Source organism: Flavobacterium seoulense, from assembly GCF_000695795.1.
GTDB lineage: Bacteria > Bacteroidota > Bacteroidia > Flavobacteriales > Flavobacteriaceae > Flavobacterium > Flavobacterium seoulense.
In genome coordinates this window covers 94,154-117,155 of record NZ_JNCA01000014.1, presented here as the reverse complement: position 1 = coordinate 117,155, position 23,002 = coordinate 94,154, and the positions used below count along the sequence as shown (strand labels likewise).

21 protein-coding genes and 2 tRNA genes are annotated in these 23,002 nt (G+C 34.5%); 10 read left to right on the top strand and 13 right to left on the bottom strand.

Features of this window, described 5'->3' with window-relative positions:
• The first annotated feature begins 9 nt into the window (after nucleotides 1-9).
• Together FEM21_RS07715 and FEM21_RS07710 are read left to right on the top strand one after the other, a co-directional pair.
• Nucleotides 10-1,365, top strand: coding sequence for an MBL fold metallo-hydrolase RNA specificity domain-containing protein (locus tag FEM21_RS07715; protein WP_035659313.1), 1,356 nt, complete (start codon nucleotides 10-12; stop codon nucleotides 1,363-1,365).
• 137 nt (nucleotides 1,366-1,502) lie between these two features.
• Nucleotides 1,503-2,189 (top strand): DedA family protein, encoded by a 687-nt coding sequence (locus FEM21_RS07710; RefSeq protein WP_035659312.1) that lies wholly within the window; start codon nucleotides 1,503-1,505, stop codon nucleotides 2,187-2,189.
• A gap of 217 nt (nucleotides 2,190-2,406) precedes the next feature.
• Here FEM21_RS07710 and FEM21_RS07705 read toward each other — a convergent pair whose 3' ends face one another.
• The 4 genes from FEM21_RS07705 to porV form a co-directional block, all read right to left on the bottom strand.
• Nucleotides 2,407-4,047, bottom strand: a complete 1,641-nt coding sequence (locus FEM21_RS07705) for a pyruvate dehydrogenase complex dihydrolipoamide acetyltransferase (RefSeq protein WP_035659310.1) — start codon at nucleotides 4,045-4,047, stop codon at nucleotides 2,407-2,409.
• Between the two features lie 7 nt (nucleotides 4,048-4,054).
• Entirely contained in the window at nucleotides 4,055-5,053 is a 999-nt protein-coding gene (pdhA, locus tag FEM21_RS07700) for a pyruvate dehydrogenase (acetyl-transferring) E1 component subunit alpha (protein ID WP_035659309.1), read from the bottom strand.
• 144 nt (nucleotides 5,054-5,197) lie between these two features.
• On the bottom strand, nucleotides 5,198-5,680 hold the full coding sequence (cdd, locus tag FEM21_RS07695; protein WP_035659307.1) for a cytidine deaminase: 483 nt from the start codon (nucleotides 5,678-5,680) through the stop codon (nucleotides 5,198-5,200).
• Between the two features lie 74 nt (nucleotides 5,681-5,754).
• Nucleotides 5,755-6,954, bottom strand: a complete 1,200-nt coding sequence (gene porV / locus FEM21_RS07690) for a type IX secretion system outer membrane channel protein PorV (protein ID WP_035659305.1) — start codon at nucleotides 6,952-6,954, stop codon at nucleotides 5,755-5,757.
• 427 nt (nucleotides 6,955-7,381) lie between these two features.
• Between porV and gldJ the strand changes: the two genes are divergently transcribed.
• The 3 genes from gldJ (at nucleotide 7,382) to FEM21_RS07675 (ending at nucleotide 12,068) form a co-directional block, all read left to right on the top strand.
• On the top strand, nucleotides 7,382-9,052 hold the full coding sequence (gldJ, locus tag FEM21_RS07685) for a gliding motility lipoprotein GldJ (RefSeq protein WP_035659304.1): 1,671 nt from the start codon (nucleotides 7,382-7,384) through the stop codon (nucleotides 9,050-9,052).
• A gap of 65 nt (nucleotides 9,053-9,117) precedes the next feature.
• Nucleotides 9,118-10,404 carry a UDP-N-acetylmuramoyl-tripeptide--D-alanyl-D-alanine ligase gene (locus tag FEM21_RS07680; RefSeq protein WP_035659302.1) on the top strand — a complete coding sequence of 429 codons (1,287 nt, stop codon included), beginning with the start codon at nucleotides 9,118-9,120 and terminating at the stop codon, nucleotides 10,402-10,404.
• 110 nt (nucleotides 10,405-10,514) lie between these two features.
• Complete coding sequence (locus FEM21_RS07675) at nucleotides 10,515-12,068, top strand: glycerol-3-phosphate dehydrogenase/oxidase (RefSeq protein WP_035659301.1); 1,554 nt, start codon at nucleotides 10,515-10,517, stop codon at nucleotides 12,066-12,068.
• Between the two features lie 38 nt (nucleotides 12,069-12,106).
• On the opposite strand, the gene FEM21_RS07670 is transcribed toward FEM21_RS07675, so the two are convergent.
• The 3 genes from FEM21_RS07670 to FEM21_RS07660 form a co-directional block, all read right to left on the bottom strand.
• A tRNA-Val gene (locus tag FEM21_RS07670) sits at nucleotides 12,107-12,184 on the bottom strand.
• A gap of 35 nt (nucleotides 12,185-12,219) precedes the next feature.
• Nucleotides 12,220-12,297, bottom strand: a tRNA-Val gene (locus FEM21_RS07665).
• A gap of 74 nt (nucleotides 12,298-12,371) precedes the next feature.
• Nucleotides 12,372-13,592 (bottom strand): bifunctional folylpolyglutamate synthase/dihydrofolate synthase, encoded by a 1,221-nt coding sequence (locus FEM21_RS07660; protein WP_035659300.1) that lies wholly within the window; start codon nucleotides 13,590-13,592, stop codon nucleotides 12,372-12,374.
• 128 nt (nucleotides 13,593-13,720) lie between these two features.
• Here FEM21_RS07660 and FEM21_RS07655 point away from each other — a divergent pair, with 128 nt between their 5' ends.
• Together FEM21_RS07655 and FEM21_RS07650 are read left to right on the top strand one after the other, a co-directional pair.
• On the top strand, nucleotides 13,721-14,416 hold the full coding sequence (locus FEM21_RS07655) for a MotA/TolQ/ExbB proton channel family protein (protein WP_035659299.1): 696 nt from the start codon (nucleotides 13,721-13,723) through the stop codon (nucleotides 14,414-14,416).
• 3 nt (nucleotides 14,417-14,419) lie between these two features.
• Nucleotides 14,420-14,815 carry an ExbD/TolR family protein gene (locus FEM21_RS07650; RefSeq protein ID WP_035659297.1) on the top strand — a complete coding sequence of 132 codons (396 nt, stop codon included), beginning with the start codon at nucleotides 14,420-14,422 and terminating at the stop codon, nucleotides 14,813-14,815.
• Nucleotides 14,816-14,921: 106 nt separating this feature from the next.
• Here the strand turns inward: FEM21_RS07650 and FEM21_RS07645 are convergent, their stop codons facing one another.
• Both FEM21_RS07645 and FEM21_RS07640 read right to left on the bottom strand, forming a co-directional pair.
• On the bottom strand, nucleotides 14,922-15,818 hold the full coding sequence (locus FEM21_RS07645) for an energy transducer TonB (protein ID WP_035659296.1): 897 nt from the start codon (nucleotides 15,816-15,818) through the stop codon (nucleotides 14,922-14,924).
• A 100-nt stretch (nucleotides 15,819-15,918) separates the two neighbouring features.
• A complete protein-coding gene (locus FEM21_RS07640; RefSeq protein WP_035659325.1) occupies nucleotides 15,919-16,989 on the bottom strand; it encodes an anhydro-N-acetylmuramic acid kinase in 1,071 nt (356 codons plus the stop codon).
• 171 nt (nucleotides 16,990-17,160) lie between these two features.
• Between FEM21_RS07640 and FEM21_RS07635 the strand changes: the two genes are divergently transcribed.
• The 3 genes from FEM21_RS07635 to FEM21_RS07625 all read left to right on the top strand — a co-directional run bounded on the left by FEM21_RS07635 (nucleotide 17,161) and on the right by FEM21_RS07625 (nucleotide 19,698).
• Complete coding sequence (locus FEM21_RS07635; RefSeq protein WP_035659294.1) at nucleotides 17,161-18,300, top strand: acyl-CoA dehydrogenase; 1,140 nt, start codon at nucleotides 17,161-17,163, stop codon at nucleotides 18,298-18,300.
• A 29-nt stretch (nucleotides 18,301-18,329) separates the two neighbouring features.
• Nucleotides 18,330-19,007, top strand: coding sequence for an SDR family NAD(P)-dependent oxidoreductase (locus FEM21_RS07630; RefSeq protein WP_035659293.1), 678 nt, complete (start codon nucleotides 18,330-18,332; stop codon nucleotides 19,005-19,007).
• A gap of 79 nt (nucleotides 19,008-19,086) precedes the next feature.
• Nucleotides 19,087-19,698 carry a SprT-like domain-containing protein gene (locus FEM21_RS07625; protein WP_035659291.1) on the top strand — a complete coding sequence of 204 codons (612 nt, stop codon included), beginning with the start codon at nucleotides 19,087-19,089 and terminating at the stop codon, nucleotides 19,696-19,698.
• Between the two features lie 77 nt (nucleotides 19,699-19,775).
• On the opposite strand, the gene FEM21_RS07620 is transcribed toward FEM21_RS07625, so the two are convergent.
• From FEM21_RS07620 to FEM21_RS07605, 4 genes are all read right to left on the bottom strand, one after another.
• Nucleotides 19,776-20,540: an ABC transporter ATP-binding protein gene (locus tag FEM21_RS07620; protein WP_035659289.1), complete on the bottom strand. Its 765-nt coding sequence runs from the start codon at nucleotides 20,538-20,540 to the stop codon at nucleotides 19,776-19,778.
• A complete protein-coding gene (locus FEM21_RS07615; RefSeq protein ID WP_035659288.1) occupies nucleotides 20,537-21,286 on the bottom strand; it encodes an MlaE family ABC transporter permease in 750 nt (249 codons plus the stop codon). The genes FEM21_RS07620 and FEM21_RS07615 overlap by 4 nt, the downstream gene beginning before the upstream one ends.
• A 69-nt stretch (nucleotides 21,287-21,355) precedes the next feature.
• Nucleotides 21,356-22,204 carry a glycosyltransferase gene (locus FEM21_RS07610; RefSeq protein ID WP_035659287.1) on the bottom strand — a complete coding sequence of 283 codons (849 nt, stop codon included), beginning with the start codon at nucleotides 22,202-22,204 and terminating at the stop codon, nucleotides 21,356-21,358.
• 96 nt (nucleotides 22,205-22,300) lie between these two features.
• A complete protein-coding gene (locus FEM21_RS07605; protein ID WP_035659286.1) occupies nucleotides 22,301-22,822 on the bottom strand; it encodes a methyltransferase in 522 nt (173 codons plus the stop codon).
• Nucleotides 22,823-23,002 lie beyond the last annotated feature (180 nt).

Below are 23,002 nucleotides of genomic sequence, written 5' to 3'. Positions count from 1 at the left end.
AGCTATGTTATGAGAATTAAATTTATAGGAGCAGCAGGAACTGTTACAGGATCTAAAACTTTAGTCGAAAGTAATGGTATTAGAATTTTAATTGATTGCGGATTGTTTCAGGGGATAAAACCATTGCGGGAACTTAACTGGGATTTGCTTCCGGTTTCGGCATCTACAATAGATTTGGTGTTGTTAACTCATGGGCATTTAGATCACTGCGGTTGGTTGCCACGATTAGTAAATCAGGGTTTTAGAGGGAAAATTTATTGCACCAGTCCTACGATAGAAATTACCAAGTTGATCATGGTAGATAGTGCTAAAATTCAGGAAGAAGACGCAAAAAAGGCAAATGAAGAGAATTGTTCGAAACATGAAATTGCTGAACCTTTATATACTGTCGAGCAGGCAAAAAAAGTATTTCCGTTTCTAACGGTTGTTCCTCCTGAAACTTTAGTAGAATTAGAAAATGAAATTAAAGTTAAATTTTCGCCAGCTGGACATATTATAGGAGCATGTAGTATCAGTTTGCAATTAGAAGGGAAAAATCTGGTTTTTTCGGGAGATATTGGTAGAGATAATGATGTATTGTTATATCCTCCAATCAAACCTAAAAAAGCCGATTTAGTTTTTCTCGAAAGTACTTACGGAGATCGTTTGCATCCTGATACTGATCCTAAATTAGAATTAGAAAATTATATTAACGAAACATTTAAAAAAGACGGAACGGTCATTATTCCTAGTTTTGCTGTAGAACGTGCGCAGAGTATTATGTTTTTATTATGGGAGCTTAAAAAAGAAGCGAGAATTCCTGATATTCCATACATTGTCGATTCACCTATGGGAGTTGGAGCTTTCGAAGTTTTCTTTAATAATACAAAATGGCATAAATTAAGTTTACCCGATTGTCAGGCAATGAGTAAAATGTTTATAATTAATTCTGATTATGAAGAAACATTAGCAGCTATAAATAATAAAGGAGCAAAGGTCGTAATTGCAGCTAGTGGAATGATAACGGGCGGACGTGTTTTAAGTTATTTGGAAAATTATATTGGGATACCAGAAACAACTATTATTATTGTAGGTTATCAGGCAGAAGGCACGCGCGGAAGAAAATTAATTGAAGGAGCTAAATCGATTAAAATATTTGGTAATTACTATAAAGTGCGTGCTAAAATTGTCGAAATAAATGGTCTTTCGGCTCATGGTGATCAAGCTGATTTATTGTCCTGGATCTCAGAATTAGAACAAAAACCACATAGAATATTTTTAGTTCATGGTGAGCACCCCGCTGCCGATGAATTGCGTATTAAAATTCGTGAAACTTATGGAATTAATTGCTCAATTCCGTTTATGGGGCAGGAATTTGAATTTTAAGAATCAGAAATTTGTCTTTTGTGATAAAAATTGATTTTTTAGCGTTAATTAAACTTTAAAAGAAATGAATAAATTGTGGTTGAAGTAATTTATTCTTATTTTCACGCACAAAAAATATTTTTAATAAATAGGTAAGCATGAATAGCTTTGATTGGAAGAATTTGATAGACCCGCTTTTTTATATTCATTTTGATGTAAATGGAATTAAATTAGGAATCTACATTGTGTTGTTTATTGTTTTTGCTGAAACTGGATTGTTTGCGGGTTTCTTTTTACCGGGTGATAGTTTGCTTTTTCTTGCAGGAATTTATAATAGAGAATTAATAGAAAATATACTGTTTATTGACAACGGATTTATAAATGTGACTTTGTTGTCAACATTAGTTGCTGTAGCCGGAATTCTTGGAAATATTGTTGGTTACTGGTTTGGTGCTAAGAGTGGTCACTATCTGTATAATAAAGAAGATAGTTTCTGGTTCAAGAAAAAATATTTAGTTCAGTCTAAAGATTTCTTTGAAAGACACGGTGGTAGAGCGATAATCTTTGCTCGTTTTTTACCAATTTTTAGAACTTTTGCTCCTATTGTAGCCGGAATTGTTACAATGGAAAAAAAGAAATTTATGTTTTATAATATCGTAAGTTCTTTTGTTTGGTCTTTCACTTTAATTTTTGCAGGACATTATTTGTATGGTTTTTTACTTAATAATTACCAAATTGATTTAAAAGAACACATTGAAGTTATCGTTATAGTATTGGTTTTGTTGACTTTGTTTCCTGTGATTTTAAAATTAGCTAAAAAACCAAAAACGCCAACAGAAGAATAGTTTTAAATTCATATTTAAGGATTTGTAATTACAAATTGATACTAAGAAATAATATTAGAAAGTTTATTGGAATTCGTTTCAATAAACTTTTTTGTTTTAGTTTAATTGCTTTGGTTGAATTATAATTTTATTCGAGAATATATTTGGAATTTAATCTCATAAAAAAATCCGTCCCAATAGCTATCGGGACGGATTTTTAAGTATTTAAAACCAATGATTATGCAAGCATAGTCACAGGGTTTTCAATGTATTGTTTTAATGTTTGTAAGAACTGAGCTCCAGTTGCTCCATCGATAGTACGGTGGTCACAAGCAAGAGATAACATCATAGTGTTTCCTACAACAATTTGTCCGTTTTTAACCACTGGTTTCTCAACGATAGCTCCTACTGAAAGGATAGCTGAGTTAGGTTGGTTAATGATAGAGTTGAATTCAGTGATTCCAAACATACCTAAGTTAGAAACAGTAAAAGTACTTCCTTCCATTTCAGCAGGTCCTAGTTTTTTGTTTTTAGCTCTTCCGGCAAGGTCTCTTACTGAAGCACCAATTTGAGATAAACTCATAGCATCAGTGAATTTCAATACAGGAACAACTAATCCGTCTTCAACAGCTACGGCAACTCCAATGTTTACGTGGTGATTGATAATGATAGCATCTTCTTTCCACTGAGAATTGATTTTTGGGTGTTTTTTCAATGCTAATGCACAAGCTTTGATTACCATATCGTTGAAAGATACTTTTGTATCAGGAACGGTATTGATAGTTGCTCTGGATTTCATTGCCTCATCCATTGCTACTTCGATTACCAAGTTGTAATGAGGTGCTGTGAATAAAGATTCTGATAAACGTTTCGCAATGATTTTACGCATTTGCGAATTTTTGATTTCTTCAGTGAATACTTCTCCGGCAGGAACAAATACTTTTGGAGCAGCGGCAGCATCTGCTTTGGCAGCAGGAGCAGCTTGTGGAGCGGCAGCAGCAGGAGTGAAGTTTTCGATATCGCTTTTCACGATACGTCCGTTCTCTCCAGAACCTTTTACCTGAGTTAATTGGATTCCTTTGTCAGAAGCAATTTTTTTAGCTAATGGAGAAGCTAAGATTCTTTTTCCGTCAGCAGGAGCTTCCTGAGCAACTGGTGCAGCAGCTTCAGCAGCAGGAGCAGCTTTTGTTTCTTCGGCCGCAGGAGCAGCTTGAGGAGCAGCACCACCAGCAACATAACCGTCAGCAATTCCGCTGATGTCTGTTCCTGCAGGTCCGATGATAGCTAATAAACTGTCAACAGGAGCTGTATTTCCTTCCTGAATTCCGATATATAATAATGTTCCTTCGTTGAAGGATTCAAATTCCATTGTTGCTTTATCCGTTTCGATTTCAGCAAGAATGTCACCTTCAGCAACAGTATCGCCTACTTTTTTCAACCAGGTAGCTACAGTTCCTTCTGTCATAGTATCACTTAAGCGAGGCATAGTTACTACAACAACTCCAGCAGGTAATGATGCAGCTGGTTTAGCAGCAGGAGCAGTTTCTTCTTTTTTAGTTTCAGTTGCAGCAGGAGCTTCAGTTTTAGCTTCAGCTGCTGGTGCAGCCTCTCCTCCTGATAATAAAGCAGAAATGTCTTCTCCTTCGTTACCAATGATTGCTAATAATGAATCTACTGGTGCAGTTTCTCCTTCTGGAATTCCAATATGTAAAAGTGTTCCTTCATTGAAAGATTCGAATTCCATCGTTGCTTTGTCAGTTTCAATTTCAGCAAGGATATCTCCTTCACTAATTTTGTCTCCTACTTTTTTAAGCCAAGTTGCTACCGTTCCTTCCGTCATAGTATCACTCAAACGAGGCATTGTTACTTTTATCGCCATAATATTTTTATAGTTTATGAGGTGTAAATGGATAATCTTCTTGTGCGTATACTACGTCGTATAATTGTTCCAATTCTGGGTATGGAGAAGATTCAGCAAAATCAACACATTCCTGAACCAGATTTTTTACTCTTTCGTCGATAGCTTCAATTTCAGCATCTGTAGCGTATTTTTTATCTTTAATGATGTCTAATACCTGAGTAATAGGGTCAATTTTTTTGTATTCTTCTACTTCTTCTTTAGAACGGTATAATTGTGCATCAGACATAGAGTGTCCTCTGTAACGGTATGTTTTCATTTCTAAGAAAGTTGGTCCGTCACCACGACGGGCTCTTTCGATAGCTTCGTGCATTGCTTCGGCAACTTTTACCGGGTTCATTCCGTCAACTGGTCCGCAAGGCATTTCGTATCCTAAACCTAATTTCCATATATCTGTATGGTTTGCAGTTCTTTCTACTGAAGTTCCCATAGCGTAACCATTGTTCTCTACAATAAAAACAACTGGCAATTTCCATAGCATAGCCATGTTGAAAGCTTCATGTAATGAACCTTGACGAGCAGCTCCATCACCAAAATAGGTCATTGTAACTCCTCCTGTATTGAAGTATTTATCTCCAAAAGCCAGACCTGCACCTACTGGAATTTGACCTCCTACGATACCGTGTCCACCATAAAAACGGTGCTCTTTTGAGAAAATGTGCATTGAACCACCCATTCCTTTAGAAGTTCCTGTTGCTTTTCCAAGCAATTCAGCCATTACGCGTCTAGGATCTACACCCATACCAATTGGCTGAACGTGGTTTCTGTAAGCAGTAATCATTTTGTCTTTGGTTAAATCCATTGCATGCAATGCTCCAGCAAGTACGGCTTCTTGACCATTATATAAATGTAGAAAACCTCTAACTTTTTGTTGTATGTATAATGCAGCTAGTTTATCCTCAAACTTTCTCCAAAGCAGCATGTCTTCATACCACTTTAAATATACTTCTTTTGTAACTTCTTTCATCTCAAGTGTTCTTTTACTAAAGTTTTTATTGTGTTGTCAATTAGTACTTTTTTGCAAATTGATTTTATATGGTCGAATTTGCGAAATGCAAAAATAGGACATTCCATCTAAGAACTAAAATTATAAAGCTAATTTTTAGTTTTATTAGAGCAGTTTTTTGTTAAATATTAAAGGTAGCAGGTTTTTTAAAGACTCCGATTTGTAGATTTTGCCCTTTTCGCCCATAAAATAAATTGCAATTGGAGTCTCTTGTTTGGTTTCATATTCGGCAATAGATTGTCTGCATGATCCGCAGGGAGGGATGGGTGAAGCAATGCCAGTGGCTTCGGGAGCGGCTGTTATAACAATTTCTAAAATTTTAGCTTCCGGATAATTGGATGCGGCTTGATATAATGCGACTCTTTCGGCACAAAGTCCCGACGGATAAGCGGCATTTTCCTGATTACTTCCCAAAATAATTTCTCCATTGTCTAATAAAATAGCGGCTCCAACTCTAAATTTCGAATAAGGAGCGTGCGCATTTTTTTGAGCTAGTGTTGCTTGTTTAAAGAGATTCTGGGTTTGGTTTGGTAATTCGTCGGTGTTATTGTAAGCGATAAATTTACTTGATATGATAATTTCTTCCATTGTGTTTTGAGTAAAAAAAATCCAAATTTCAATTCAATGAAATTTGGATTTTATATTATTTTGAATTTTTGAAATTAATACTCTTCGTACTTGTCTCCAAAATTAAATGTTAGTGAAAAACGTAAGGTGTTTTCTAAAGGATTTGGAATTTTAGATGCTGAAAATAAATAAGAAACGTCTATTTTTACGGCTGAGTATTTGAATCCGGCTCCCAGAGTGAAATATCTTAATCCGCTTTTTGCCATGTTTTCATGATGGTATCCTAATCGCATTGCAAAAGCTTCTTGGTAAGAATACTCAGCACCTGCTGAATAGATAACTTCTTTTAATTCTTCGCTAAATCCGTTTGGTGCATCTCCAAATGATTTAAAAACTCCGGAAACCCAGCTTGTTCTTCGGTATTCGTTATTTGCAAGATTGTAGTCGGTTTCGTCAACAGTGCCGTCACCGTTCATGTCTGAACCGCTATATGCTCCGTTATTATAACCTACTTTTGGAGTAGGAACCAGAAGTTTGCTTGCTTCGATAGTTACTCCTAATTTATTGTAATCGTCTAAGATGAAATCAAATCCTCCTCCTAATTTTAAATTGGCAGGTAAAAAGTTAGTGCTGATATCATCATTATCATAGCTAATTTTTGGTCCAAGATTTTGGATGTTAAAACCGGCTCTCCATCTACCGTTAAATTTATTGTATGCAATTTCTTCAGACTGATAAAATCCGGCAATGTCCACTGCAAAAGAGTTGGCTGCTGTGGCATCTCCAGGTCCTGTAGCAACTTTTAAATTAGAGCGAATGAATCTTGCGCCTACTGCCATCGAGAATTTTTCGCTTAGTTTTAATGAATAGGAACCATCCAGTGCAAATTCGTTAGGGGCAACTATTGGGAAGTTTTCGTCTATTTCTCCTGTTTGGCGTAATTCAATATCTCCAAAACCAAAATAACGAAGGCTGGCCGCAAAAGCACTTCGGTCAGAAATTTTATTGTAATAGGTAAATTGTCCTAATGAAATGTCGTTAGCAAGTCCGGTTAAATATGGTGTATAACTTACGCTGACTCCTTGTTTGTCTATCGAAAAAGCATATTTAGCGGGATTCCACTGCTGAGAAAAAGCATCTGCAGATGTAGCTACTCCCATGTCACCCATACCTGCGGCTCTCGCATCAGCGCTAACAGATAAGAAAGGAACGGCTGTTGTAATGACTCTTTCTTGTTGAGCATGAATCAGCGAAATAGAAAACAAAGAAATGGTTAGAAGTATTGTTTTTTTCATTGATGAATAAAAAATTGATTGAACAAATATAGTGTTTTATTAAAAAGTTGCAAGTTTTTCTGCTTCTTTGCTTCTTTGTTTGAAAAAATAGTGTTTTCGAGCTTGTTTTTAAGGTGTTAGTGTGAAATGATAATTAATTATAACTGTTGTTTTAAGTTAATATTGTGTTTGTCAATTAAGTAATTTCTTCTTGTAAATGTCTTTGGTATAAATGAATATTAAGGTGAAAAATGAATAGAATTTGTTGCTTTTGTTACATGAAAATCCAAATGAGTAAAAAAAAAGCATTAAGTATCTAAATAAATAATAAATAGTATAAATTTGCGTTAAATTTGAAGAAATAAGCAGTATATAATTATTTAAATGATATTGCAGGTTAATCGTTAATTATTATATTGCACACGTAAATATTACCTTAGTGAATAGTATGAAAGTAAATAAAATTACAGTTTTTCGATTAGTGTTGTCAGTGATTGTAACTTTAGGTTTTGCTAGCTGTAGTAAAAAATCTAGTTCTAAAGGAACTTCGAGAGCAACAGGTTGGAATGTAGATAGTAAGAAAGTGCAAGCTGCTAAAAAACAAGAAGCGGGTCCGGGATTAGTTTTTGTTGAAGGTGGTACATTTACAATGGGAAAAGTTCAGGATGATGTAATGCATGATTGGAATAATACGCCAACACAACAACACGTTCAGTCTTTTTACATGGATGAAACTGAGGTAACTAATTTTATGTATCTGGAATATTTAGACTGGGTAAAATCAGTTTTTTCACCAGACGAATATAAAGGAGTTTATGATGGTGTTGTGCCTGATACATTGGTTTGGAGAAACCGATTAGGGTATAACGAAACCATGACAAATAACTATTTAAGACATCCGGCTTATGCAAATTATCCTGTTGTAGGTGTAAACTGGATTCAGGCGGTTGATTTTGCAAAATGGAGAACAGACCGTGTCAACGAAGCTATCTTAGAAAAAAACGGTTATTTGAAAAAGAATGCAAAAACAGATGATGTAAATGCTGACAATGCATTTAATACTGAAGCTTATTTAATGTCTCCATCAACTGCTCGTGGTGGAAGTTCAGAAATTGTATTGCAAAAATCAAAAGGAAGAGCGGTAAAATCTAAAGATGGAAGTGCATCTGAAGCAAAAGGGGTGTATGCACAACGTTCTTCCGGAATTATTATGCCGGAATACAGATTGCCAACAGAAGCTGAATGGGAATATGCTGCTGCTGCCGATGTAGGACAAAGAGAATATAATACTTATAAAGGACAGAAAAAATATCCTTGGTCAGGCGAATATACCCGTTCAGGAAAAAGACAGTCAAAAGGAGATCAGTTAGCCAATTTCAAACAAGGAAATGGTGATTATGGTGGAATTGCAGGTTGGTCAGATGATGGGGCAGATATTACAAATGCGGTAAAATCGTATGCGCCGAATGATTTTGGATTGTATGATATGGCTGGAAACGTTGCCGAATGGGTTGCCGATGTTTACAGACCAATTATAGATAATGAAATGAATGATTTTAACTATTTCAGAGGGAATTTATATACCAAAAATAAAATTGGTGCCGATGGAAAAATGGAAATTGTTACTAAAGAGAATATGAAATATGATACTTTAAGTAATGGTAAAATCATAGCTAGAAATTTCCCCGGTCAGATTGCTCAGGTTCCTGTTGATGAAAAAGAAACTTATTTGAGACAAAACTTCGATAAGAGTAACAATATTAATTATAGAGATGGAGATAAGCAATCTTCAAGATTTTATAATTTTGGTTCTTCTGAAGCGGATAGCGAAAAAGAAAAAGATATCGAAAAAATGTATAATTCTCCTAAGCATAATGTAACTACGGATAGTTTAGGACAAATGGTAAGAAAATACGATAGATCTAGTAAAAGAACTACTTTAATTGATGATAAAATCAGAGTTTACAAAGGTGGTTCCTGGAGAGACAGAGCTTATTGGTTAGATCCGGCTCAAAGAAGGTATTTTCCTCAGGATATGGCAACAGATTACATCGGATTTAGATGTGCAATGTCTAGAGTTGGTCCTAAAGCAGATAAAAAGAAAACACCAAGAAATTAATTTCTAAAACATAATAGATTAAAAGCCCTTTCATTAGGGCTTTTCTTTTTTTAAATCATTTTTGTATGGATATCAGTTACATTCATAGTTTATTTTTAAAATGTTCAGGAGTTTCGATAGATACTCGAAAAATTCAGGAAAAATCATTGTTTGTTGCCATTAAAGGCGAACGATTTGATGCGAATACATTTGCTGCAGAAGCCTTAGAAAAAGGTGCTTCGTATGTAATTATTGACAATGAAGATTATCATATTGATAATAGGACTGTTTTGGTAAAGGACAGTTTGGTTGCTTTGCAGGAATTGGCTAAGTTTCATAGAAATTATTTAAAATTGCCTATTGTTTCTCTGACAGGAAGTAACGGAAAAACGACAACCAAAGAGTTAATTAATGTAGTTTTGGCTAAAAAGTTTAAAACGAAAGCCACTGTTGGTAATTTTAATAACCATATCGGAGTTCCTTTAACGTTGTTGTCTTTTGATGAAAATACTGAAATGGGAATTGTCGAGATGGGAGCTAATCATAAAAAAGAAATCGAGTTTCTTTGTGAAATTGCCCAGCCGGATTTTGGTTATATTACTAATTTTGGTAAAGCACATCTTGAAGGTTTTGGTGGAGTTGAAGGAGTTGTTATAGGGAAAAGTGAAATGTATCAATATCTTGCCAAAAATGATAAATTGGCTTTTATTAATCTGGAGGATCCTATTCAGGTTGAGAAATCAAAAGTACTGAAACATTATTCTTTTGGAGTAGATAAAGAAAAAGCCAATGTTAAGATTTCTGAAGTTAAAGCAAATCCTTTTGTCGAAATAGGTTTTGATTCGCTTCAAATCAAAACTCATTTGATAGGTTTGTATAATGCAAATAATATCAATGCAGCTTTGACTATAGGAAAGTATTTTGAAGTTGCTGATGAGGATATCAAAGAAGCTTTAGAAAGTTATATTCCGGAAAATAATAGATCTCAGTTGTTGAATAAGGGAGGGAATGAAATAATTCTGGATGCATATAATGCGAATCCAAGTAGTATGGCAGTGGCGATTACTAACTTTTTACAATTAGAAAAACCAAATAAAATAATGATTCTGGGAGATATGTTTGAATTGGGCGATGAAAGTCATTCTGAGCATGCTGCTTTGGTGAATTCGTTGCTTAATGAAGATGAAGTAAAGTGTTATTTTGTTGGAAAAGCTTTTTTCGAATGTAAAGTTGCAAAAGAAAATTTTTACTTTTTCGAAAGTTTTGACTCTTTTTCGGAATCTTTGAAAGATATAAAATTCGAAAATAGCACTGTATTGATAAAAGGTTCAAGAGGTATGGCTTTAGAGCGAACGTTAGATTATATAAAATAAGATTAGTTTTTTCGAAAGTTTAAAAAAGAATAATAAGCTAATTCCGTTATAAAAGTTAACTTTAGACTTGTAGTTGTAAATACAGCTGTGAGTCTAAAGTTATTTTTTTGATGGATAGAGAAGGGAATTTAAAGCAACTTCGTGAAAGTGCTGAATTTGATATTGTAATAATTGGTGGAGGAGCAACTGGTTTAGGTTGTGCTGTAGATGCTGCAAGCCGTGGATTTAAGACGTTGCTTTTGGAAAAATATGATTTTGCCAAAGGAACTTCCAGTCGTTCCACAAAATTAGTTCATGGCGGGGTTCGTTATCTGGCTCAGGGAAATATTCATTTGGTTCGGGAAGCTTTGCTGGAGCGTGGTCGGATGTTGAGAAATGCACCACATGTCTGTCATACTTTAGGTTTTGTTGTTCCTGTATATTCGTGGTGGGATAAGTTGTATTATGGTTTTGGATTATGGATTTACGAATTTTTATCGGCTAAATTCAGTCTGGGGAAAACAAAAATACTTTCTAAAAAAGAAACTTTATATTATTTGCCTGACTTAGATTCGAAAAATCTAAAAGGAGGTGTCTTGTATTATGATGGACAATTTGATGACAGTCGACTAGCTATTAATATGGCTCAAACTGCTACTGAGCATGGTGTTGTAGTGTTGAATTATTGTGGAGTTACTGATTTTATAAAACAGGACGATAAGATAATTGGTTTGATAACTAAAGATGAATTGTCAAACGAAGAATTTAGGGTAAAAGCAAAATCGGTCATTAATGCAACAGGAGTTTTTGCGGATGCTATTTTACAAAAATCCGAAGGACATTCTAAAGAAACTATTGCGACGTCGCAAGGAATTCATCTTGTAATTAATAAAAAATATTTTGAAGGATTATCGGCAATGTTAATTCCTAAAACAGCTGATGGCAGGGTTTTATTTGTGATTCCCTGGCATGATAAATTAGTATTAGGAACGACTGATACGCCAGTAAGAGAAGTGTTGTTAGAACCTACACCTTTGGAAGAAGAAATACTTTTTATTGTTAATCATTTTAATAAGTATTCAAAACAGAAAATAAATTATAGTGATATAAATAGTGTTTTTGTGGGATTGCGTCCGTTAGTAAAAGCAGGTGTTGAGCAAAAAACAGCTTTGTTGTCAAGGGAGCATAGTATTAATGTGCTGTCGTCTGGTTTGGTAAATGTAACGGGAGGAAAGTGGACTACGTATCGAAAAATGGCAGAACAAACTATTGATAAAGCGATACGGGTTTCTAATTTAAATACTGTTCGTTGTAAAACCAGGCATTTAAAAATTCATGGTTATATAAAAACGAAATCAAATTCTCATTTGGCTATTTATGGATCAGATGCTATTTTAATTGAGCAGTTGATTATTGAAGATAGTTCTTTGTCTGAAAAAATTCATCCGTTGTATCCTTATACTAAAGCAGAAGTAGTTTGGGCGGTAAAAAACGAAATGGCATTAACGGTTGAAGATGTTTTAGCCAGAAGAATCAGATTGCTTTTTCTTGATGCCAGAGTAGCAATAGCGTCAGCGCCAATTGTAGCGAGTATTATTGCTTCTTTATTGGGTAAAAATATTGATTGGGAAAAAGAACAAATTATTGAATTTCAACAATTGGCTCAGGGTTATTTACTAGAGTAATATATAAAAAAAACTCCTTAATTGCTTAAGGAGTTTCTTGGTGGGCGATGAGGGGTTCGAACCCCCGACCCCCTCGGTGTAAACGAGGTGCTCTGAACCAGCTGAGCTAATCGCCCGATAATATTTTCTTATCAGGATGTTTTGATAAAAGTGGTGGGCGATGAGGGGTTCGAACCCCCGACCCCCTCGGTGTAAACGAGGTGCTCTGAACCAGCTGAGCTAATCGCCCTTTTATCTTGTGCTGAAATGTTATTTTCAATACGGATGCAAATATACAGGTATTTTTTGAATCTGAAAGCTTTTTTATAAAATTTCTGCAACTACAAAGGTACTTCCTCCAATGTAAATAAAATCGTCAGCCGTGGCTAATTCTTTTGCTTTTTTGTAAGCTTCTGGAACAGAATGTAATATTGATCCTTTTAAGCCGTAATGTGCCGCCTTTTCTTTTAATGTCAAAGCTTCAAGTCCGCGAGGAATATTGGGTTTGCAAAAGTAATAAATGGCATTTTTAGGAAATAATGGCAATACTTCGTCCAAATCTTTATCGTTTACAACGCCTAAAACAATATGTAATTGATTGAATTTTTCTTTCTGAATTTGGTTTAACACTATTTCCAGTCCATTTTTGTTGTGTGCGGTGTCGCAAATTATTTTTGGAGACTCACCTAATTGTTGCCATCTTCCTAGAAGTCCTGTGTTTTTCACCACATTCAAAAGACCAGATTCGATATTGCTTTGGCTGATATTAAAATCAGTATTATTATTTAAAACTTTTATAGTTTGTAAAACTGTTTTTTTATTGTGTTTTTGATAATCCCCAATTAAATCAGAAGGCAGATTTTCGGTAATTATATCAGCAGCAAAATAAATTTCAGAATTGTTTTCTTTAGCTTTTGCTTCGAAAACTGGTTTTGTTTCAGTTGTATATTCGCCAATAATCACCGGGATTTCGGGCTTAATAATTCCTGCTTTTTCAGCAGCGATTAATTCGAGCGTATTTCCAAGAAACTGGGTATGATCTAAACCAATATTAGTAATTACTGAAACTAAAGGTGTGATGATGTTAGTAGCATCAAGTCGTCCGCCCATTCCCACTTCAATAATGGCAATATCTACTTTTTCTTTTGCAAAATAAGAAAAGGCTAATCCAACAGTCATTTCGAAAAAACTAACATCATTGGCTTCAAAAAAACTTTTGTTCGAATGGATGAATTCGCAAACAAAATCTTCGGTAATTTGGTTGCCATTTATTTTAATTCGCTCCCTATAATCTTTTAAATGAGGCGAAGTATAGAGTCCTACCTTGTAGCCTGCTTCCTGAAGTATAGAAGCCAGCATGTGCGAGGTAGAGCCTTTTCCATTGGTTCCGGCAACATGAACGCATTTTAAATCAGCCTGTGGATTACCAAGGTGATTCATCAGTAAAAGGGTATTTTTTAGGTCTTTTTTATAAGCCGAAGCACCTTGTAATTGATACATGGGCAGTTGTTTAAACATCCATGCTGTGGTCTCTTGATAGTTCATTTTTGATAAAATTGTTGTTGTTTAAAATATTTTTCGATTTTTGTAGTTTAATATTAAATCGAAAAGTATCTTTGATTGCAAAATTGAAATAATTTTTAGAATTAATTCGTAAAAATCAATAATAAAATATGTTTAGTTTTATACAATTACAAGCTGATACCCTTACAAACGCCGCTTCAGGTGTAGTAGTTGAAAATATTGCCGCTAATAATGAAATTTCTGTTTTGGAATTTATATTTAAAGGTGGTTTTTTCTTAATCCCAATTGCAATCCTTTTATTTTATACTTTTTATTTAATTATCGAAAGATACTTATATATCAGTAAGTTTTCTAAAATTGATGCGCGTTTGTTAGGAGACGTGAGAGATAGTTTGAATTCAGGTAATTTAGATATGGCCAGATCAATTGCTGAAAGAAGTGATTCGGCTTCAGGGAATGTTATTAGAGAAGGGATTTTGGCAGTTGGCCGTCCTATTGCTGAAATTGAATCGAATATGGATCGTGCTGCCGATATTGAAATTGCTCAAATGGAAACGCATTTAGGGCATTTAGGACTTATTGCAGGTATTGCACCAACATTAGGATTCGTAGGAACGATTTCGGGAGTAATTAAAATATTTTACAGTATTTCGGTAACAGAAAATATCAGTATTGGTAATATTTCTGGTGGATTGTACGAGAAAATGATTAGTAGTGGGGCAGGTTTAATTGTTGGTATTATTGCTTATAGCGGGTACCATTTATTAAACGGAAGAATTGATAATTTTGCTTTGAAAATCCAAAAGCAGGTATTAGAATTTGTGAATATTATTCAAAAGAAATAAGTTATGTCTATAAAACGTAAAAGAAGATTTCATGCTGAAGTAGCCACTTCGTCATTGAGTGATATTATGTTTTTCCTGTTGCTATTTTTCTTAATTATATCCACTTTGGCAAATCCAAATGTTATAAAAATGACCTTGCCTAAGGCGAAGTCTAATGAGAAAACCAACAAGCAATACATTAGTTTATCTGTTACGGAAGATAAAAAATTCTATTTAGATAAACAGGTTGTACCTTTTGAAGAACTGGAAACTACTTTATTATCTAAATTAGATATGGAAAAAGATCAAACAGTGATTGTTAGAATTCCATTTAATTTACAAGTACAGGATTTAGTTGATGTGTTGCAAATAGGAGTAAAAAATAATCTGAAATTTGTTATAGCTACAAGTCCTAAATAGTTTTTAAGAATTAAGAATTAGATATATTAAAAATCTAAAAGTATTGATAAAAAAGAGCCTCAGTTTCATGAAACTGAGGCTCTTTTTTATGATGTTGATAGTCGTATTAATTCAAATTGAAGTTATAAATAATTTTACCTACTTGCTTTTCAGGCGCGTTGTCGCTGGCGTCCCATCTGGTGTTCATTGCAGCAATTTTTGCCTGATCTAATAAACATCTTGCAGTATTTGTAGTTCCTTTTACGCCAGGAACAGCGTTTATTGTGCGTCCATTTCGATCTACAGATACTTCTACAACTACTTTTCCTTCTTCGTTACAGTTGTATTTTGGTACAGGTTTAGAAATTGCTTTTCTGTTTCCAAGAGAATATCCGCTACCCGATCCACTTCCTGAACCGCTTCCGCTTCCTGAACCAGAGCCACTGCCTGTTCCTGTGCCGTTTCCGGTACCATTTCCTCCGCCTGTTCCGCCTCCGGAACCTCCAGTGCCGTAATAGTCATTAGAACTTAAACTTCCGTTCAATTTCCCTTTATTTCCTGCGGTTTTGTCATCGCCGTCGCCACCTTTATTGGAGCCTTTTAGGATGCTTGATAGTGCATTGTTAGTGCTGTTAGAAACTTTAGGTTTTGCCGCTACAGGTTTTGGTTCTTCTTTTTTTACAACTACTGTCGTTTTTTTAGTTTTTTCTTTTTGCGGAATCACTACACTTTCTTCGGTGCTGTTTTCCTGTGATAAAATAGCTTCGTCAGGAGTTGATTTTGTCGGAACTTGTTTAGCGTGATTTTTTACTTCTAATACTTCACTTTTATAATTGGTTCCAGAGCCTAAATCACTGTCTCCAAAATTTACGGTCACACCGCCACCACCGCCACCGCCAGTAAGCTGGTCTAAATTGGATGGAGGCCAAAATCGGATAAAGAATAAAATCAGTAATAAGACCACATAAATAATTGCAGACAATGTTAATGATTTTTTTTGATCTGGTGATATCGTGAGACTCATTGGTATTTTTAATTTTAAAAAAAGGCTATTGCTAAAAAACGTTGAAAATTACTAAAAATTGTTAAGAGTAAAAAGTCGTTGACTGAATATGGATAAAGATTTAATCAGCTGAATAAATTATACCAGAACTATGATCATTTTTTGCTCCGGTAACAGAACTCAGTATGTTAATTTCGTCTCTTAATTTTAATACGCCCAATAGGGCAAAAATTAAGGCTTCTTTGAATTCCAGAATTTTATTTTCGGGAATGATAATTTCCATTTCAGGTAAATAATGCTGAATCCTGGAAATCAGAAAATCATTGTAAGCACCACCACCAGTTATAAAAAGACTTCCTTTTTTTGTAGGCAAAGCCAAGGCCGTTTGCAAAGCAATGTGTTCCGTAAAAGTGTGTAATTTATCTTCGATTGAAATATTAAATTTTTCAATAAGCGGCAACACAGCTTCTTTTACAAATTCGAATCCCAAGGATTTTGGGTGTTTCTTTTGATAAAAATCTAAAGCATTTAATTCGCTTAATAATTCAGTATTGATTTTTCCTGTTTTCGAAATTTGTCCTTTATTGTCATAATTCAATTCTAACTGATTGGCATAAAAATTCAAAACGGTGTTTACCGGCGAAATATCAAAAGCAATTCTCTGATTGTTTTCTTCGAAAGAAATATTCGAAAACCCCCCAAGATTAATGCAGTAATCATATTTAGAAAATAAAATTCGATCACCAATAGGAACCAGAGGAGCGCCTTGTCCGCCTAAATGCACATCTTCAATTCTGAAATCGCAAACTATTTTTTGTTGGGTCAAAGTTGCAATTTCTGGAAGATTTCCTATTTGGAGTGTGAAGCCATTTTGTGGCTGGTGTAAAATGGTATGTCCGTGAGAACAAACGGCATCAAGATTACTTATTTTGTATTTTTCAATAAAACGGACAATAATTTTCGAAAGCAGTTGGGTGTAATTTTGATTTAAAATTTCCAGATTTTCTTTCGAAAAATCTACAGCTGTTTTCAATTGGTTTACCCAGTCAGTACTGTAAGGAACCGTTTCGCTTTCAAGAATTTTAAAAGACCATTGTTTGTTTTTTATTTCGAATTGGATATGAGCTAAATCGACTCCGTCAAGCGAAGTTCCTGACATAACGCCAATTAGGTTGTAAAATTCTTTGTTCATGTATTGGAAATAAAAAACGATTAAAAATAGTAAAAAGGAAGTTCCTTTTTTTAAATAAAAGTAAGTAAATTTAGAAAACACAAATGCAATAAGCGAAGATTGTATGTAGAATTTTGAAATATTTTCATGTCCAAAATCATTAGAAGGACTTAATTTATTAAAAGTAGTATTATGGATTTTAATTTGACCGAAGAACAAAAAATGATTCAGCAAGCCGCTAGAGATTTTGCTCAAAATGAATTATTACCAGGCGTGATAGAACGTGATGAGTTTTCGAAATTTCCAACTGATCAAGTCAAAAAAATGGCCGAATTAGGATTTCTGGGAATGATGGTCGATCCTAAATACGGAGGTTCAGGGATGGATAATGTTTCCTATGTTTTGGTGTTGAGTGAAATTGCCAAAGTAGATGCTTCATCAGCAGTGATTATGTCGGTCAATAATTCTTTGGTTTGTGCCGGATTAGAAAAATATTGTACCGAAGAACAAAAACAAAAATATTTAGTGCCTTTGGCAAAAGGAGAGATACTTGGTGCTTTTTGTTTATCAGAACCGAATGCGGGATCTGATGCTACTTCGCAAAAAACCACAGCCATTGATATGGGCGATCATTATTTGTTAAACGGAACAAAAAACTGGATTACTAATGGTTCGACAGCGTCAACTTATATTGTAATGGCGCAAACAGATGCCGAAAAAGGACATAAAGGAATTAATGCGTTTATTGTAGAAAAAGGCTGGGCTGGTTTTGAGATTGGTCCTAAAGAAAAGAAAATGGGAATTCGGGGTTCTGATACGCATTCGTTACTATTTACTAATGTAAAAGTGCCCAAAGAAAATAGAATAGGTGAGGATGGTTTTGGATTCCATTTTGCTATGGAAATTCTTAACGGCGGTCGCATAGGGATTGCTTCTCAGGCTTTAGGAATTGCTACTGGTGCTTACGAATTAGCACTGAAATATTCTCATGTACGGGAATCTTTTGGAAAAGAAATTTTCAAACATCAGGCTATTGCTTTTAAATTAGTAGATATGGCAACCCAAATTTCGGCGGCTAAATTATTGTGTTTAAAAGCGGCTTCAGAGAAAGATGCCGGAAAGGATATTACACAATCGGGAGCAATGGCAAAATTGTTTGCTTCTCAAACTGCTATGGATGTAACCATTGAAGCTGTTCAGATTCATGGCGGAAATGGCTATGTTGCCGAATATCATGTTGAACGTATGATGCGTGATGCAAAAATTACCCAGATTTATGAAGGAACATCTGAGATTCAAAAAATTGTGATTTCAAGAACATTGACTTCTTAATCTAAAAAGCTTTTGTTTATTTTTGCGTTATGAAGAATATTATTATTACAGGAACCAGTCGCGGTATCGGTTTTGAATTGGCTTTACAATTTGCTAATGCAGGGCATCAGGTTTTGGCGATTTCAAGAAAAATACCTCAGGAATTAGTAGTTCATAAAAATATCAATTGTCTTTCGGTTGATTTAGCCAATGAATCAGATTTAGTGAAAGTAGAAGATTTTCTTGCTTCGAAATGGAAACAGCTAGATGCCGTTATTCATAACGCAGGAAGTTTAGTTAATAAACCTTTTGAACAGTTAACTCAGGCTGATTTTGAAAATGTATATAAAGTAAATGTTTTTGGCGTAGCCAATTTAACCCGCGTTTGTATTCCGTTTTTACAAAAAGGAAGTCATGTGGTTACTATCAGTTCAATAGGTGGAGTGCGAGGAAGTTTGAAATTTCCGGGCTTAGCAGCTTACAGTTCGAGCAAAGGAGCGGTAATAGCACTTTCAGAATTATTAGCCGAAGAATACAAAGAACACGGTATTGCATTCAATGTTTTGGCTTTGGGTGCAGTACAAACGGAAATGCTCGAAGAAGCTTTTCCTGGTTATCAGGCGCCAATTTCAGCCGAAGGAATGGCAAACTACATTTTTGATTTTACCTTAAACGGAAATAAATATTTTAACGGAAAAGTATTGGAAGTTTCAACGACTAATCCTTAAAAAGTATAAAGTTATTGGTTAAGAGTTATGCGGTCGATAGTTTAACTCATAACCCTCAACTCATAACCCACGACTAAAATTGAGCGACACTTTAATAAAATACCTACCTGAACATGCAGTCAAACCTGTTTTTGAGTTGATTGTAGAACACGGTGTGCATTTAAAAATAGTTAATGAACGGGCAACCCGTCATGGTGATTATCGAAAAGGTCTCAGCGGGAAACACGAAATTACCGTAAACGGGAGCTTAAATAAATACCGATTTTTAATCACGCTAATTCATGAAATTGCACATTTGGTTGCTTTTGAAAAGTTTGGTCGCAATATTAAGCCACATGGAAATGAGTGGAAATATGTTTTTCAGCAATTGATGGTGCCTTACATTCGACCGGAAATTTTTCCAAATCAGTTATTGCCTTTGTTGGCTCGACATTTTAGAAATCCAAGTGCGAGCAGCGATACCGATACTACTTTGTCACTAGCTTTGAAGCAATTTGATAAGGCAAACGATAAAAATTATGTTTTCGAAATTCCCTACGGTAGCTTTTTTAGAATTAAAAACGGAAAGATTTTTAAGAAAATAGCTGTTCGAACCAAACGTTTTGAGTGTCTCGAAATAAGCTCAGGGCGCTTGTATTTATTCAATCCGAATGCAGAAGTTGAATTGTTGCCACAGCATGCTAACAGTTAAAATAACAATTAAAAAATCCCAAATTCCAATATTGTATAGTTAGAATTTGGGATTTTTGTTTTAAGTATTTTTTAGGTTTAATAGCCTTTTAAATGTGCTTCTCTTACTTTTTTAAATAGATTAGAAGAATAAACAAAAGCTACAACGGCTTCATTATCCGTTTTGAAAATTTCTTCTTTTGTTCCTTCCCAGGCTTTTAAGCCGTTTTTTAAGAAAAGGATTTTTTCGCCTATTTCCATTACCGAGTTCATGTCGTGGGTATTGATTACGGTAGTGATGTTGTATTCTTCGGTAATTTCTTTAATCAAATTATCAATTAATATCGAAGTATTCGGGTCTAATCCTGAATTGGGTTCATCGCAAAATAAATATTTCGGATTGTTTACAATAGCGCGGGCAATGGCAACACGTTTTTGCATTCCTCCCGAGATTTCCGAAGGCAATTTATGATGAGCGTCTTTCAGGGCAACCCTTTCGAGTACAAAATCAACGCGTTCTTTGATTTCAGGTTTACTTTTATTGGTAAACATTCTCAGAGGAAAAGCTACGTTTTCGGCAACAGTCATCGAATCAAATAGAGCACTTCCCTGAAAAACCATTCCTATTTCGGTACGTAATTCTCTTTTTTCATCATCGTCTAATTCAGAATAAATCCGACCGTCGAAAGAGATAGTTCCTACTTCGGGCTTGTGAATTCCAAGTAAACTTTTTAATAATACTGTTTTTCCCGAACCACTTTGTCCAATAATTAGATTGGTTTTTCCTGTTTCAAAAACAGTGCTAACTCCTTTTAAAATTTTGCTTTCGCCAAATGATTTTTCAACGTTTTTTACTTCTATCATGATCCTAGCAATAATTGGGTTAATATGTAGTTGAAAAGTATGATGGAAACAGATGTCCAGACAAATGATACAGTACTTGCTTTACCCACTTCCAGCGCTCCACCTTTCATATAATAACCGTGAAAAGACGGAATTGTTGCCAATAATAACGCAAAAATGATGGTTTTGATAAACGCATATACAATATGAAAAGGAATAAACTGCATTTGTGCTCCGTTAATAAACTCAGCGCTTGACGTAAAACCACCGTAAACTCCAGCAATCCAGCCTCCAAGTACTCCTAAAAACATACTAATACCAATAACAAATGGGTAAAAAAGTAAGGCAATAATTTTAGGAAAGACCAGATAGTTTAATGAATTTACTCCCATCACTTCCAGAGCATCAATTTGTTCGGTAACACGCATGGTTCCAATACTTGATGTAATGAAAGATCCCATTTTTCCAGCCATAATTACTGAAATAAAAGTAGGAGCAAACTCTAAAATTACCGATTGACGGGTTGCGAAACCAATAAGGTATTTTGGGATTAACGGGTTGGTTAAGTTCAAAGCGGTTTGAATAGAAACAACTCCACCAACGAAAAAAGAGATAAAGGCAACAATACCAAGCGAATCAATAATTAAATCATCTATTTCTTTAAAGATAAGATTACGCATTACAGACCATTTGGTTTGCTTGTTGAAAATCTCTTTGAGCATCAGGAAATATTTCCCTATTTGTGATAAATATCGAATGAGCATCATAGTTTTTTGAATATGGGCTAATTTACGAAATTAGTTATGAGTTATGGGTTATGAATTAGGAGTTTTTGCTTAGAAAAGCTTTTCTTTCATCTTTTTTAAACGATATTGACGAATAAATTTTGCTTGTTCAGCAGTTACCATTAACGGTTTTTTTTCTGATTTGGCTTTCAAAAACCCTTTGATGTAATCAAAAAATAGCAACGGTTTCTTTTTCATAAAAGACAACTTTGCCGAAGCGATAGATGTAATCCAAAATCCGTAGCCTAAGGTGTAAAAAGCTTCTCCTTGTTTGTAACGTGCTGTTTTATTGTAATTAGCTCCCGTAGGTTTTAAATGTTTTACGTGTAATGAAGCATCTGTAACAATTTTCCAATTGTAGAATTTACAAAGCAATTCGTCAACCGTATCCCAACCCATTTGAGGTTTTAATCCGCCGATTTGTTCGAAAGTTGCTTTTCTGTACGCTTTTAATGCACCGCGAATATGATCTTTATCGGTTAGGTTTTCCAATACCCAGTCGCCGTTTTTTTCGATGTAACAAAATCCGCCCACCATCCCGATTGTTGGATCAGAGTTAAAATGTTTGGTAATAGTTTCGAAATAATTATTCGGAAAAATCAAATCGGCATCCAGTTTTACAATTACATCATAATCGTCATCTAAAGTTTCATATCCCGTTTGAAAAGCCTGAATTACTTTACTTCCGGGCAAATGAATCGCACTCGATTTTTTTTCGACTAATGTAATAAACGGATTTTCTTTGGCGAAAGCCAGAACAATTTCGGCTGTTCTATCAGTAGAATTATCATTTACAATGACCACTTTTTTAGGTAAAAGTGTTTGTGAAACTAAGGATTCTAAGGTCAGCGAAATAAATTCTTCTTCGTTATGAGCAGGAATAACTATATAGTAGTTCATATTTTTTTAATAAAATTCCAGTTTTTTAAAATTCCAAATTCCAAATTGAAGTTAGTTTTCAAGTTGGAATTTGGAATTTCATTTTTGAGATTTGTTTTAGACTTTTTCTGCAAAAACAATATAATATCTTGGAGTGAAATAACGCAATAATGGTCTAAAACCAAATTTCTTAACCGGATGTGTGAATTTTTCTCTTGCGGTAATTTTCCAGCCTGTTTTTTCTAAAAGCCAGTCAAGCTGCCAGTCTTCAAATTCATGATAATGTCTGTCCCACATATCAGTTTTACTGCGATAAGCCGGAGAAAACCAAAGGCGTAACGGAATTGAAATTAACAATTTATCGCATTTTACGTTTTCTAAAACAGTGTAAGGATTCAATAAATGTTCGAAAATTTCGAAAGCAGTAAAAACAGTGTACGATTCAGTTTGTAAAGCGGTTTGATCTTTGTCTAAATCTTCGCCGGTAGTATTTTTTACCTGATATCCATTTTCTGTCATAATTTTAGAAAAAGGATTGGGTACTCCTAAATCAAAAATAGTTTCAGAAGTAGCAACATGCTTTTTTAAAAAATCTAAGGTATGCTTGAATCTTTTATTAGGAAATGTTTTTTCGTACATTGTTTATAGAGTTTTTGAACAGGCACAAATGTACAAAGATATATGGCTCTTTGGTGTTTTATTAGTCTAAAATAACGTATAAAAGAGTCTGCTCTTTATGTGTTTTGACCTAGACTTTAATTTTTTTCATACCGCAAATTCGCAAATTTTTAAAAATATAAAAATGAATTAATTTGCGAA

Coding starts and splice junctions, on each gene's coding strand:
- FEM21_RS07660 (WP_035659300.1), bottom strand. CDS start 13,592: ATGAACTATCAAGAGACCACAGCATGGATGTTTAAACAACTGCCCATG.
- pdhA (WP_035659309.1), bottom strand. CDS start 5,053: ATGAAAGAAGTTACAAAAGAAGTATATTTAAAGTGGTATGAAGACATG.
- FEM21_RS07610 (WP_035659287.1), bottom strand. CDS start 22,204: ATGAACTACTATATAGTTATTCCTGCTCATAACGAAGAAGAATTTATT.
- FEM21_RS07635 (WP_035659294.1), top strand. CDS start 17,161: ATGGATTTTAATTTGACCGAAGAACAAAAAATGATTCAGCAAGCCGCT.
- FEM21_RS07705 (WP_035659310.1), bottom strand. CDS start 4,047: ATGGCGATAAAAGTAACAATGCCTCGTTTGAGTGATACTATGACGGAA.
- FEM21_RS07630 (WP_035659293.1), top strand. CDS start 18,330: ATGAAGAATATTATTATTACAGGAACCAGTCGCGGTATCGGTTTTGAA.
- FEM21_RS07710 (WP_035659312.1), top strand. CDS start 1,503: ATGAATAGCTTTGATTGGAAGAATTTGATAGACCCGCTTTTTTATATT.
- FEM21_RS07675 (WP_035659301.1), top strand. CDS start 10,515: ATGGATAGAGAAGGGAATTTAAAGCAACTTCGTGAAAGTGCTGAATTT.
- FEM21_RS07615 (WP_035659288.1), bottom strand. CDS start 21,286: ATGATGCTCATTCGATATTTATCACAAATAGGGAAATATTTCCTGATG.
- cdd (WP_035659307.1), bottom strand. CDS start 5,680: ATGGAAGAAATTATCATATCAAGTAAATTTATCGCTTACAATAACACC.
- FEM21_RS07655 (WP_035659299.1), top strand. CDS start 13,721: ATGTTTAGTTTTATACAATTACAAGCTGATACCCTTACAAACGCCGCT.
- FEM21_RS07620 (WP_035659289.1), bottom strand. CDS start 20,540: ATGATAGAAGTAAAAAACGTTGAAAAATCATTTGGCGAAAGCAAAATT.
- FEM21_RS07680 (WP_035659302.1), top strand. CDS start 9,118: ATGGATATCAGTTACATTCATAGTTTATTTTTAAAATGTTCAGGAGTT.
- FEM21_RS07640 (WP_035659325.1), bottom strand. CDS start 16,989: ATGAACAAAGAATTTTACAACCTAATTGGCGTTATGTCAGGAACTTCG.
- FEM21_RS07605 (WP_035659286.1), bottom strand. CDS start 22,822: ATGTACGAAAAAACATTTCCTAATAAAAGATTCAAGCATACCTTAGAT.
- gldJ (WP_035659304.1), top strand. CDS start 7,382: ATGAAAGTAAATAAAATTACAGTTTTTCGATTAGTGTTGTCAGTGATT.
- FEM21_RS07715 (WP_035659313.1), top strand. CDS start 10: ATGAGAATTAAATTTATAGGAGCAGCAGGAACTGTTACAGGATCTAAA.
- porV (WP_035659305.1), bottom strand. CDS start 6,954: ATGAAAAAAACAATACTTCTAACCATTTCTTTGTTTTCTATTTCGCTG.
- FEM21_RS07650 (WP_035659297.1), top strand. CDS start 14,420: ATGTCTATAAAACGTAAAAGAAGATTTCATGCTGAAGTAGCCACTTCG.
- FEM21_RS07645 (WP_035659296.1), bottom strand. CDS start 15,818: ATGAGTCTCACGATATCACCAGATCAAAAAAAATCATTAACATTGTCT.